This window comes from Candidatus Phytoplasma solani (assembly GCF_041729705.1).
GTDB lineage: Bacteria > Bacillota_I > Bacilli_A > Acholeplasmatales > Acholeplasmataceae > Phytoplasma > Phytoplasma solani.
On the sequence record NZ_CP103788.1, the window covers coordinates 493644 to 507173 of the forward strand.

The following is a 13530-nucleotide window of genomic DNA, read 5'->3' on the forward strand; positions in this document are numbered from 1 at the left end:
TTTCTAAAACTTTTTTTAGTTTATAATAAGGTTAGTGAAAAAAATTGGGGATAAGGGAAAAGTCGATTATGAAACATATTGAATTAGAACAAAATACCTTAGATTGGTACAACCATCGCAAAAATTACATCAATGCCTCAGAAGTGGCTATCATCATGGGGCTTAACCCTTTTGAAACAAAAGAACAATTATTAAAAAAAAAGGTTTTTGATATCAAGATCGAAGATAATCAAGCGATGCAACACGGTCGCCTTTTAGAACCGCAAGCACGAGCTTTTTTCAACCAAACCAAACAATTTAATTTTCAACCTAAGGTTTTTGTTAAAAATTTTATGTCCGCCTCTTTGGATGGTTGGGACGAAGACAAGCAAACTTTATTAGAGATAAAATGTCCTGTGTCGTTGATAACTTTTACTTGGCAAAATTTTTTCCAAGAAGATAAAATCCCTCTTTTTTATTATGCCCAAATCCAAGCACAAATATATTGTTCCCAAGCGATTAAAGCTTATTTTTCGGTTTATCAAAACGATCAAACTAATAAAATTAAGATAGTTGAAAAAAACAATGATTTTATCAAAGATATGATTCGACAATGTAGTGATTTTTTTCAATTATTAAAAAAGACTAAAAAAATCCGAGCAGAGCTTCAATTATAGTCTACATCAAATCAAAATATGATATAATTTAAAAAAGATAAAAAAGTGAATATCAAATACAAAAGTTGACAAAAGAAATAAAAAAAGATATAATGTAATTAGTCATCTTGTTTTATTTTATTGGCATGTTGGTTGTTTGAATTAAAAATCATTTATGGAAAGGGGGCGAGTATTAATGCCAAAAACTTTTTTCCGCAAAGGTGAAACTATTGATGAAACCTTGCGTCGTTTTAAACGTGAAGTTGCTAAATCCGGTGTTTTAGCTGAATCACGTCGCAAAAAACACTATATTAAACCTAGTGCGCAAAGAAAAATTCGTCAAAAAAGTTTACATAGTAAAAAACGTTAATTTTCAATTAATAAAAAATAAAAAAAAGCTACTTGAAAAGAGTTGCTTTTTTTACTTTTTTTCATATTCATTTTTTAAAATTATGTCTGTTTGCAAAAATTAATTAGGAAATAAAATGAAAATTCAAATTCATAATCACACTTCTTTTCAGCTTGATTCTTATCAACAACTATTAACTCAATTATTTCATACCATCGAAGAAAAGAAGCAATTACATCTTATTTTTGTCACCCAAAAAAAAATACAACAACTTAATGCCTTTTTTCGTAAAAAAAATATTATCACAGATGTTTTATCCTTCCCTAACAACTTTTTTTTTGAAAAACATTTAGAAGAAGATGATTCTTTGGGAGATATTTTTATTTGCTTTGAGCAAGCCCAAGTACAAGCTTTGCAATTAGCCCATAGTTTAGAGCGGGAAGTTGCTTTTTTAGCAGTCCATGGGTTTTTACATCTCAAAGGTCATCAACACCGCAATGACGAAGAATTTCAAGAAATGATTTACTTACAAGAACAAATTTTAAAAAAAATTAACCTTCAAAAATTAAGCAGTCAAAAAATAGAAAATTGAGGTTTTATATGAGTTTTAAATCTGGTTTTATCGCTATTTTAGGGCGTCCGAATGTCGGCAAATCAACCCTTTTAAATGCTTTAATCAAACAAAAAATAGCTATTACTAGTCATAAACCACAAACTACTCGTAATAAAATTATAGGTATTTGTCATGAACCTAACGCTCAATATATTTTTGTCGATACCCCAGGAATCAATCAATATAAATTTTTATTGAATCAAAAAATGAATCAAATCGCTTTCCAAAGTATTAATGATGTGGATGTGATTTTATTTGTCACAGACGCGTTTTATCAACCAAAAGAAAAGCCTTTATTAACCTTAATTTTCAAAAAAAAGAAACCCGTTTTTTTAGTGATTAACAAAATAGACTCTTTGAAAAGCAAAAGTCAAATTGATGCTATCATTTTAAGCTATTTAAATCATTTTCCCTTTCAAATTATCGTCCCCCTTTCTGCCCTTAATGCCAAAAACATCCAACAATTAAAAGATAATCTTTATCAAAATATTTCAGAAGGTGTTCCTTATTACCCCCAAGAAACTGTCACTAACCAAAAAAAAGAGTTTTTAATGGCTGAAATCATCAGAGAAAAAATCCTTTATTATGTACACGAAGAAATCCCTCATGCAGCGGCGGTTGTGATTGAAAAAATACAAAAATTAGGCAAAGATCAATTAGAAATCTGGGTTTTAATTTTGGTTGAAAGACGTTCTCAAAAACAAATTTTAATCGGGGCGCAAGGTTCCAAATTAAAAGAAATCGGTACTCATGCTCGTCAAGAATTAAATACTTATCTCAATATCAAAAGTCATATCAACTTATGGGTCAAAGTACAACCCAATTGGCGCAATCAAAAAGAATTATTAAACCGTTTTGGCTATTAAACCATTTTTTTAGATTGTGTTATATTAAAAATAATAACCAACCGAAATAAAAGGAGCTTTGTTGATGAATACTTTGGAAAAAATTATTACCTTAGCCAAACAAACTGGTTTTATTTTTGCAGGTAGCGAAATTTATGGCGGACTTGCTAATAGCTGGGATTATGGATCGTTAGGTAGTTTATTGAAAAATAATATAAAAAAAGCTTGGCTACAAAAGTTTGTCCAAGAACAAAATCATAATATTTTATTAGATAGCTCTATTTTGCTTAATTCTTCGGTTTGGCGTAGTTCTAGCCACCTTGATTCTTTTTCTGATCCGTTAACAGAAAATAAAGATAATAATAAAAGATTTAGGGCTGATAAACTTATTGAAGCTCATGAACCTGGCATTGACATAACCACTTGGTCTTATGAACAAATGCATCAATATTTAGTAAAAAATAAAGTTTTAGGAACGTCTAATTGGACTGCCATTAAACCTTTTAATATGCTTTTTCAAACCCATCAAGGAGTAGTTTTAAAAAACTCAAAACCAGTTTATTTAAGACCTGAAACTGCTCAAGGCATCTTTATCCAATTTAAAAATATTTTAAAAACAACTCGCAAAAAAATTCCTTTCGGGGTTTGTCAAATCGGCAAAGTTTTTCGAAACGAAGTTACACCCGGAAACTTTATTTTTCGGACTTGCGAATTTGAACAAATGGAACTAGAATTTTTTTGTCAACCTGGAACACAAAATAAATGGTTTGAATATTGGAAAAATTTTATGTATGATTTTTTAGTTAATTTAGGTATAAAAAAAGAAAATTTAACTTTGAAAAATCACAAAACAGAAGAGCTAAGTCATTATTCAGATAAAACAACCGATATTTTATTTAAATTTCCTTGGGGTTTTGATGAACTTTGGGGGATTGCTTCTAGAACTGATTTTGATTTAAAAAATCATCATAACCATTCTAAAAAAGATCTAACTTATTTTGATGAAGCGACCAAAAAAAGATATTTTCCGTATGTAATCGAACCTTCTTTGGGGGTAGAAAGATTGTTTTTAGCTTTTTTAGTTAATAATTATCACGAAGATACCACAGTACAAAAAACACCTAGACAAGTTTTGACTTTCCATCCCTTTTTAGCGCCTTACAAATTAGCCATTTTACCTTTAATAAAAAAGGAACATTCCTCAAAAGCGCAAGAAATACAAAATTATTTTATGAAATATTTTGATGTTTGTTATGATGATACTCAAAGTATTGGTAAAAGATATCGCAGACAAGATATGATAGGCACTCCTTTTTGTTTAACGGTTGATGATAAAACACTTCAACATGACACAGTCACTTTAAGAAATCGTGATACTTTACAACAAGAAACTATGACCCTAGAAGAAGTGAAAAATTTTATTTTATCTCAAATAATGTTAAAATAAAACAATGCAAAAACAATTAATTAAAGATGTTAACAAACAAACTTCGATAGTTGAATTAGTGCAAGAATTTGTTCAATTAAAAAAATCTGGCAAAAATTATATGGGACTATGTCCTTTTCATGAGGAAAAAAGCCCTTCTTTTTCGGTTTCTCCTGAAAAAAATATTGCTGTATGTATGTCTTGCAAAAAGGGCGGCGACCCAATCTTTTTTTACAAAAGTATTAAAAATATTTCTTTTAATGAGGCGCTTAATCAGTTGGCAGCTCGCTTAGGATTGACTTCTTTGTTGCTTACCAAATCAACTCATAAATACGCTCATTTGCATAAAATCATGCAAGAAACGCAAGATTTTTTTTGTCATCAATTAAAACATAATAAACAAGCTTTAGAATATCTAACCAAAAGAGGTTTAGATGAAGCAACTATTGCCCACTTTAAGTTAGGTTATGCTCCTAAATTTTCTCTTTTATCGCGTTTTTTAACCGAAGAAACTAAATTTAGTTATCAAGATTTAAAAACTTTAAGTTTAGTTAATCAAAATGAAGAAACAGGAAAATATTATGATTTTTTTCAAAGTCGATTGATCTTTCCGATCACTTCTCCACATGGACAAGTCATTGCTTTTTCTAGTCGCAGTTTAGGCGATCAAACCCCTAAATACTTAAATAGTCCGGAAACGGTGCTTTTTAAAAAAGGTGAAGTGTTATATCAATTTTTTGAAAACCAAGCGGAAATCAAAAAAAAAGAAACTATCATCTTGCATGAAGGTTTTTTCGATGTTATAGCTTCCTTTCAGGCGGGGGTAAAAAATGTTGTTGCCACTATGGGTACCAATCTAACTGAAAAACATATCACACTTTTGAAAAAACTAACTAACCAAATTGTGATTGCTTATGATGGAGATACCGCTGGAAAAAAAGCAGCCTTAGAGGTTGGATCAACTTTACATAAACATCAAATGGATGTTAAAATCCTTGAATTACCTGACAAGCTAGACCCTGATGAGTATATCCAAATTCAAGGAGCATCTAAATATCGCCAATTATTAACCGATCACATAAAAGCTTTTTTAACTTTAAAAATAGATCTTATTTGTCAAAAACTTAATTTTAATAATCGTAAAAAAATCGAAAACGAGTTAAAAGCTTTATTACAAGGCGCAGATTTTGCTTCTAAGATGGTTTATCAAGAATATTTACAAACCAAATATCAATTATTTATCAATTTAACCATCAACGAAACTATTGCAAGTGTTCCTACTCCAACCCAAAACCATATCAATTATAAAAAATTTGATTTTGAGACTCATGTTTTAATTGAATTTATCAATAATAGAAGTTTTTTTGAAAAAAATTATCAAACCTTTGATGATGCCTCAATTTATTCGGATCTTGCTGTTATTTATTTTGTTGCCAAAATTAAAGAATATTATAACAAAAATCCTCATCTTCAAGCAATTCCTTGGTCTTATTTCGAATCTAAAAGTCACAACGAAGCTACTAATGTTTTGTTATCAGAAATTAAAAACCACCATTTTTTCAAAAATAAAACCCTTTTGGAACAAACATTCTTTGAACAAGAACTGCAAATGAAAAAAATTAACAAAAAAATCCAAGAACTTCAAGAAGCTATTGATCGGTTAAAAATAAGCTTAAAACCACTTATTGAATTCCAAAAAAAGGAAAAAAAAGAACTGGCAGAAAAAATAATTAATTTACAAAAACAATTAAAAAGAATAAAACAACAACGCCTTGATGTCATTAATGGCAAGTTTAATTACTTATTAATGTTAGAAATAGAAAATAAAATCTAGTCATTCGCTATTTAAAAAAGCATGTAGTAGAAAATAATTTAAAAAAAGGGGTATTAAAAATGAATTTTCAAGACATCATTAAAACCTTAAACGATAAAGCTGGCATTCAAAAGACCATCACTTCTCAAACAATCAATGCTTTACTGAAAGAACAAGATTTGCCAATCACATTTCAACAAATCGAGCAAGAGTTAAATAATCAAGGCATTTGTGTTGTTTCTAGTGTTGCTTTAACATCTGACAAACATGCTGTCAAAAACCAAAATATAATGGATCAAGCAAAATCATATTTAGATACTACCGATAATAAAATTGATAATAAGGAATATGATCAAAACGACGATCAAGATAACGATCAAGATAACGATCAAGAATTCAAATTTGACAATAATTTTATGAAAAAACCAAAAAAAACAGTTCTAGATTTAGATGATGACACAAGCATAGACGAGTTAGAAATTGATTTAGACGAAGAAGATGATGAATTCATTAAAGAAGATATCACCAAAATTACTTCTGACATTAAAATGGATGATTCTGTACGTATGTATTTAAAAGAAATTGGCCGTATTTCCTTGCTTTCTTCAAGCGAAGAATTAAAAAGATCGATCGCTGTTTTTGTTGGTAAAAAAGCTAGGCAACTTATGGATCAGTTCAAAGCCCAAGAAATTATTTTAACTGAACAAGAAATCAAAGATTTAGAATTTAAAATTCAACAAGCCCAATTAGCCAAAGATAGTTTAGTTGAATCTAATTATCGTTTGGTTGTTTCTATCGCCAAGCGTTACATCGGACGAGGTATTTTGTTTTTAGACCTGATTCAAGAAGGTAATATGGGCTTAATGCGTGCCGTTGATAAATTTGATTATCAAAAAGGTTTTAAATTATCCACTTATGCGACGTGGTGGATTCGTCAAGCAATTACACGCGCCATCGCCGATCAAGCTAGAACCATCCGTATTCCTGTTCACATTGTTGAAACTATTAACAAAATGGCACTTTGTACTCGCAAATTAACCCAAGAATTAAAGAAAAAACCAACAGTCGAAGAATTAGCCGACAAAATGGAAATTCCAGTTACAAAATTAAGAAGCATTCAATATATCGAAAAAAACCCCATCTCCTTAGAAGCTCCACCCAGAGAAAACAAAGAAGATGAAACCTCTTTGGGTGATTTTATTTCCGATCCTAATATTTTATCTCCCCACGATTATATGATGACAGAAGTAACCCAAAAACTTTTAGATGAGGTTTTAAAAAATACTTTAACTGATCGCGAAGAAAAAGTTTTAAAGTTACGTTATGGCTTGTTCAACGGAAAAACTCACACTTTAGAAGAAATTGGTAATTTATTAGGCGTCACTCGTGAAAGAATTCGTCAAATCGAATCAAAAGCTTTAAGACGTCTACGAACACCAGCTAAACAAAGTAAATTAAAAAGCCTCTATCACAACCAAAAATAAAACCATGAAGCGCATCCCCTTTATTGCCTCTTTAACTAAAGGTTATAACACTGTTTTAGATATCGGCACCGATCATGGTTTAGTCTTAAAAAAAGCCTTCCAAAAAGGTTATATCCAAAAAGCTATTGCAAGCGATTTAAGAAGTAAGCCGTTGTTACAATCTCAAAAAAACTTACAAAATTACCCAGTTACTTTTTATTTAAGTGATGGTTTTGCCAAGATCGATCAAGATTTTGATTTAGCTTTAATTTGTGGACTAGGCACACATACCATTATTAAAATATTAGAGCAAGCTCCTAACAAAAGCAAACATTTTGTGTTAGGGGCTCAAAGCAAGCAAAAATATTTAAAGCAGTGGCTCTCGGAAAATCATTTCACCACTTTAGCAGAATATTATTTATTTGATAAATTTTTTTATTCTTTTTTAAAAATCACCGGTATCAATTAATTCTTAAAAATATGCAAATTATCAAAGGCTATCGTAAGATAGTCTTTTTTTATCTTTTGAGACTAAATATAGCTAAAATACTCCATTAACAGGCAAAAAAACACACTAAAAGGCTTATTTAGCTCATGATTTCTTCTTTTATGTTATAATCTTTATAGATTAGATTTATAAAATACTTATGTTTTTATATCTTTTTATCTAATATTTTCAAATAAACTAACAAAGGGAGGCGCAAATAATTCTTTTGAAAAATTATAATGCAGATAGTATTCAAATTTTAGAAGGTTTAGAAGCGGTTCGTAAAAGACCGGGAATGTATATTGGCTCAACTTCTGCCAAAGGATTACATCATTTAGTTTGGGAAATCATTGATAATTCGATCGATGAAGCTTTGGCTGGTTATGCTAATGAAATTACTTTAGAAATTTTACCCGGAGAAGTTATTAGCGTGACTGATAATGGCAGAGGTATTCCGGTAGATATCCATCCCAAAACAGGTAAACCAGCGGTTGAAACTATTTTAACCACTTTGCACGCTGGGGGAAAATTTGACAGTTCTTCTTATAAAGTTTCTGGTGGTTTACACGGCGTAGGAGCTTCGGTTGTTAATGCTTTATCAAGTTGGTTTACTGTCGAAATTCATTTAGATAAAAAAATTCATTATCAAAAATACGAACAAGGTATAGCTGTCAGTCCTTTAGAAATCATTGGTAAAACCAACCGCAAAGGAACTGTGATTAAATTTTTAGCCGATCCTTCGATCTTCAAAGAAACCACGGTTTATAATTTAAAAACTTTAAAAGAAAGATTGCAACAATTATCTTTCTTAAACAAAGGACTTAAACTAAATTTAATCGATCGCAGAACAGATGAACCGGTTATTTTTAGTTTTTATCATGAATCAGGATTGCAAGACTATCTTCAATTCATCAACCAAACTCACAAGCAAAAACCTTTTCATGAAGTTTTTTATTTGGAAAAAGAAAATACTAATTTAACTTTAGAAATCGTTTTTGAATACACCACCGACAACAGTGAGGAAAACAAACAAGAAGATAATCCAAATATTTACAATTACACCCAAACGCAAAAAATTTATTCTTTTGTTAACAATATCCACACCCACGAAGGTGGAACTCATGAAGAAGGATTTAAATTAGCTTTAAACAGAAATTTATCCAAATACGCTAAGGAATTCAATTTGTTAAAAAAAGATGAAAGTTTGTTGAGTGAAGATATTTTGGAAGGAATTACAGCTATTATTTCTTTGAAATATCAAAATCCCCAATTCGAAGGACAAACCAAAGCTAAATTAGGCAATACCGAAGTAAGATCGATTATTTCGCAAATTTTTGGCGAGTTTTTGGAAAGATTTTTAGTAGAAAATCCAACTGATGCTAAAAAAATTATCGATAAATGCTTACTTTCTGCCAATGCCAGATTATCTGCTAAAAGAGCGCGCGAAATTGCTAGAAATAAACCTCTCGATTCTTTAGGTTTTGCCTCTAAATTAGCCGATTGTCGCAGCAAAGACCCACAAATTTCTGAATTGTATATTGTTGAAGGAGATTCTGCTGGCGGTTCTGCCAAACAAGGTAGAGATTCGCGTTTCCAAGCCATCCTTCCTTTGAGAGGAAAAGTATTGAACGTGGAAAAAACCCAATCTGCTAAAATTCTCACCAACAAAGAAATTAAATCCTTAATACAGGCAATCGGAATAGGTATTAATATTGGCAAATCTAAAGAGCTAAATCTTGATAAAATCCGTTATCATAAAATCATTATTATGACCGATGCTGACGTTGATGGTGCTCACATTAGAACTTTACTGTTGACTTTTTTCTTTAGGAATTTTAGAGTTTTAATTGATAAAGGTTATATTTATTTTGCTAGACCTCCTTTATACAAGTATCAAAAAGGCAAAAACATTAATTATTTTTACGAAGAACAAGCCAAAATTGATTTTGCCACTAAAAAAAATATCCAAGATGGTTTTCAAAGATATAAAGGTCTAGGCGAGATGAATCCAAATCAACTTTGGGAAACTACTATGAATCCAGCCACTAGAACCCTTTTAAAAGCTTCTTTAAAAGATGCCTTAAATGCTTTAAGTGAAGAAGAAGCCATCAAAGAGGCTGATAAAACTTTTAATACTTTAATGGGTAAAAAGGTTTTGCCAAGAAAACAATTTATTTTAAACAAAGCCCTAGAAGCTGATTTGGATGTTTAAATTATTATCATAAAACCTTTAATTAAGGTTATGTTTATAAAAAAATAAAGAGGTTAAAGACAGATGGATCAAAATTCCAAATTAGAAAAAGATGTTTTGAATCAAGAAAATATCGAAGAAGTTAACCTTAGCGAAGAAATGCGAAAATCTTTTTTAAGCTATGCAATGAGTGTTATTGTTTCTCGAGCTTTACCGGACATTAAAGATGGCTTAAAACCTGTTCAAAGACGTATTTTATACGGAATGAAAGAATTAGGTGTTTATAGTCATTCCAGTTACAAAAAAGCCGCTCGTGTTGTAGGTGATGTCATGGGGAAATATCACCCCCATGGTGACTCTAGTATTTATGAAGCTATGGTAAGGATGGCACAAGATTTTAGCTATCGTTATCCTTTGGTTGATGGCCATGGTAATTTTGGTTCTATCGATGGCGATAAAGCCGCTGCTATGCGTTACACCGAAGTTAAAATGGCTAAAATTGCGATGGAATTAATCAAAAATATCGACAAAGAAACGATCGATTTTGTTGACAATTATGACGGCAGCGAAAAAGAGCCTTTAGTATTGCCTACCGCTTTACCTAATTTATTAATTAATGGAGCAACTGGGATTGCTGTTGGGATGGCGACTAAAATACCTACCCATAATTTAGGCGAAGTTATAGATGGCATTATTAGTTATATCCATAATAAAAATATTTCTATCAATCAACTAATGCAACATATCAAAGGCCCTGATTTCCCTACCGGTGGTGAACTTTTAGGTTTAAAAAATCTAGAAAGCGCTTATAAAACCGGTAGAGGATCCGTCATCCTGAAAGCTAGATCTCATATTGTAGAAGAAAGAGGCAAATCTTCGATTGTGATTACCGAAATCCCTTATCAAGTGAAAAAAAGCGATTTAATCGAAAAAATAGCCCTGTTAGTTAAAAATAAAACTGTCGAAGGTATTACTGACCTAAGAGACGAATCTAGTCGCAAAGGGATGAAAATAGTCATCGAGTTAAAAAGAGATGTTAATGCTAAAATTATTTTAAATAAATTGTATAAATACTCTCAACTAAGAGTTTCTTTTGGTATTAACATGGTTGCTTTAGTCAATCGAAAACCGCAATTAGTTTCTTTAAAACAAATTTTAGAAGCTTTTTTTGATTTCCGTATACACGTCATTAACCGTCAAAAAACCTTCGAACTGAAAAAAGCTAATGCTAGAAAGCATTTAGTCGTTGCTTTGTTAACTATCTTAAAAGACATCGATACTGCAATTAGATTAATTAAAAGTTCAGCAGACATCAAAGAAGCCCAACAAAATTTAATGTCTCAATATCGTTTTGACGAAATCCAAAGCAAAGCTATCTTAGAAATGAGTTTACAAAAACTTGCCAACCAAGAAACGCAAAAATTAATCACCGAAGAAGCTAACTTAACGCAAGAAATTTTAGAATGTCAAAGTATTATCGATTCTCAAACTAAAAAAGAAAAAATCTTAGAAAAAGAATTGTTAGAAATTAAAAAGAAATATCAAGACGAAAGAAAAACTGTTCTTAATTTTGATGCTTCTTTGGATGTCAAAGACGAAGATTTGATTGAAGAAAAAACGATTGTAGTGACGATTACTAACGAAGGTTATATCAAAAGTGTTGATGTTGACACTTATAAACAACAAAAAAGAGGCGGACAAGGTGTTACTGGAATAAAAATCTACGAAGAAGATTTAATAGAACATTGCACCACTACTTCGACCCATCATTATCTTTTGTTTTTCACTAACAAAGGTAAAGTTTATCAATTAAAAGGCTACCACATTCCTTTAACTTCTCGAACCACCAAAGGAACGCATTTAGTTAACTTAATCGCGTTAGAAAAAGGCGAATTTTTAACTTCTTTTACCAGTGTCAAAAGATTCGACCAAGAAGAAGAATATTTATTCTTTTCTACTAAAAAAGGAATAGTCAAAAAAACTCTTTTAAAAGAATATCGCAATATCAAACCTAAAGGATTAATTGCCATTCGCTTAAAAGAGGGCGATGAAGTTTTAACAGTTAACAAAACCAACGGCAAATGTGGGATTGTGTTAGCTTCTAACAACGGTAACGCTATTTGCTTCAATGAAACAGATACGAGAAAAACTAGTCGCAATAGCATGGGTGTCATAGGCATGTGTTTAGGTGAAAAAGAATTTTTAGTTGGTTCAGCTCTTTTTGATAAAAATTCAAAAGATCAAAGTATTTTAGTCATGACTGAAAACGGTTTTGGTAAAATCACCGATGTCAGTCAATACCGAATTCAATCACGTAATGGTAAAGGTTCTAAAACGATCAAATTCAGCGAAGAAAAAGGTAGATTAATCACTATTAAGTTAGTTGTCCCCAATGAAGAACTAATGATTTCTTCTGACAAAGGACAAGTAGTTAGAATGTCAATCGAAGAAATTAAAAAAACTAAAAATAAAGTAACTCAAGGGACTAAAATCATCAAATTAAAAGCAGGTCATAAAGCAGTTTCGGTAGCGTCGGTATTTAAAAACAAAGATGCTTTCCAAATTAACGATTAATTTTTTTTATCTTGGTAAAAAAATCAAAAGATGATCCATTTAGAAACAATCACCCATTCTTTTTTAGAAACTAAAAAACTAGGCTTTTGGCTTGGACAAAAACTAACTCCAAGAACTGATAAAACTATTATTTTGTTGCAAGGAACCTTAGGTTCTGGAAAAACTGCCTTTGCTAAAGGTTTAATCAGTTCTTTGGGGGTAAAACAAATCGTTAATAGTCCTACTTTTGTCATCGTAAAAACTTATTTTACCAGCCTACGAAATATTTATCACCTCGATTTATATCGTGCCACCTTGGAATGTGAGTTTTTGGAAGAGTTATTAGAAAACTTTGTCAAACCAGATTTTTTAATCGTTGAATTTCTAAAAGATTGTAGCAATTATTTTCCTGATTTTGATGTTTTAGTCAAAATTAATTCCTTAAACGAAAAAAAACGTCAAATTATCATCCAGCAAAAAGCTAAAATTAATAATATTTAAGAAAAGATTAGATAATCATGACTAAAAAAAACATTTTAATTTTAGACACTTCTACTAAAAGTCAAATAGTTGTTTTAAGTCAAGACAACCAAATCAAAACTTTACAACAAAAACTAATTGACCGCGACCATGTAGCGACTATCATTCCTTCGATTGATGCAGTTTTACAAGCTAATAAAATCACCTTACAAGAAATTGATCTTTTGGTAGTCGGAGTAGGGCCTGGCTCTTATACAGGCACTAGGGTTGCTGTTCTAACAGCTAAAATGCTTGCTTTTGTGCTTCAAATTCCTTTATATCAAATTAGTAGTTTACTTTTGTTAACTAGCGGTTATCTTTATCAAAAATTAACTCCTTTAATCGATGCTCGCAATGATTCTTTTTTTGCTTTGAGTCTCAAAAATAACCAAATTGTTTTAAAAGAAGAACGTTATAAGGCTGACTTTTTGAAAACATATGACAAGCATTTATTAATTGCCCCCGAAACTGTTAAAATTGCTCTTAATAACATTTATCAATTTATGACTTTGGTCGCAAATCCCCATCAATTAGTTCCTAATTATCTAGTCCAAACTCAAGCAGAACGAGATTTAAAAAAAGATAATTAATTTTTTTTATCCCTTATAACCAACGATAAGCTAAATTAACAGTTTA

General features: G+C 30.8%; 12 protein-coding genes. All 12 read left to right on the forward strand.

All coding sequences use genetic code 11. From position 1 onward, the window contains the following. The first annotated feature begins 68 nt into the window (after positions 1-68). The 12 genes from psc1_RS02400 (at position 69) to tsaB (ending at position 13484) form a co-directional block, all read left to right on the forward strand. Positions 69-656 (forward strand): lambda-exonuclease family protein, encoded by a 588-nt coding sequence (locus psc1_RS02400; RefSeq protein ID WP_373375520.1) that lies wholly within the window; start codon positions 69-71, stop codon positions 654-656. 175 nt (positions 657-831) lie between these two features. Beyond that, positions 832-1005, forward strand: a complete 174-nt coding sequence (gene rpsU, locus psc1_RS02405) for a 30S ribosomal protein S21 (protein ID WP_023161315.1) — start codon at positions 832-834, stop codon at positions 1003-1005. A gap of 115 nt (positions 1006-1120) precedes the next feature. Beyond that, on the forward strand, positions 1121-1576 hold the full coding sequence (gene ybeY / locus psc1_RS02410; RefSeq protein WP_023161316.1) for an rRNA maturation RNase YbeY: 456 nt from the start codon (positions 1121-1123) through the stop codon (positions 1574-1576). Between the two features lie 8 nt (positions 1577-1584). Next, on the forward strand, positions 1585-2463 hold the full coding sequence (gene era, locus psc1_RS02415; RefSeq protein ID WP_023161317.1) for a GTPase Era: 879 nt from the start codon (positions 1585-1587) through the stop codon (positions 2461-2463). A gap of 64 nt (positions 2464-2527) precedes the next feature. Beyond that, entirely contained in the window at positions 2528-3889 is a 1362-nt protein-coding gene (locus psc1_RS02420; protein ID WP_023161318.1) for a glycine--tRNA ligase, read from the forward strand. A 4-nt stretch (positions 3890-3893) separates the two neighbouring features. Beyond that, the gene (gene dnaG / locus psc1_RS02425; protein WP_023161319.1) at positions 3894-5702 is read left to right on the forward strand and encodes a DNA primase; all 1809 of its coding nucleotides are present in this window, start codon (positions 3894-3896) and stop codon (positions 5700-5702) included. Positions 5703-5761: 59 nt separating this feature from the next. Continuing rightward, positions 5762-7165, forward strand: coding sequence for an RNA polymerase sigma factor RpoD (rpoD, locus tag psc1_RS02430; protein ID WP_023161320.1), 1404 nt, complete (start codon positions 5762-5764; stop codon positions 7163-7165). 4 nt (positions 7166-7169) lie between these two features. Further along, positions 7170-7613 (forward strand): class I SAM-dependent methyltransferase, encoded by a 444-nt coding sequence (locus psc1_RS02435; RefSeq protein WP_023161321.1) that lies wholly within the window; start codon positions 7170-7172, stop codon positions 7611-7613. A gap of 244 nt (positions 7614-7857) precedes the next feature. Beyond that, a complete protein-coding gene (locus psc1_RS02440) occupies positions 7858-9843 on the forward strand; it encodes a DNA topoisomerase subunit B (protein WP_023161322.1) in 1986 nt (661 codons plus the stop codon). Between the two features lie 63 nt (positions 9844-9906). Further along, on the forward strand, positions 9907-12396 hold the full coding sequence (gene gyrA / locus psc1_RS02445) for a DNA gyrase subunit A (RefSeq protein ID WP_023161323.1): 2490 nt from the start codon (positions 9907-9909) through the stop codon (positions 12394-12396). A 30-nt stretch (positions 12397-12426) separates the two neighbouring features. Beyond that, positions 12427-12876 (forward strand): tRNA (adenosine(37)-N6)-threonylcarbamoyltransferase complex ATPase subunit type 1 TsaE, encoded by a 450-nt coding sequence (gene tsaE / locus psc1_RS02450; RefSeq protein ID WP_023161324.1) that lies wholly within the window; start codon positions 12427-12429, stop codon positions 12874-12876. 17 nt (positions 12877-12893) lie between these two features. Continuing rightward, positions 12894-13484 (forward strand): tRNA (adenosine(37)-N6)-threonylcarbamoyltransferase complex dimerization subunit type 1 TsaB, encoded by a 591-nt coding sequence (gene tsaB, locus psc1_RS02455; protein ID WP_373375521.1) that lies wholly within the window; start codon positions 12894-12896, stop codon positions 13482-13484. Positions 13485-13530: the final 46 nt, after the last annotated feature.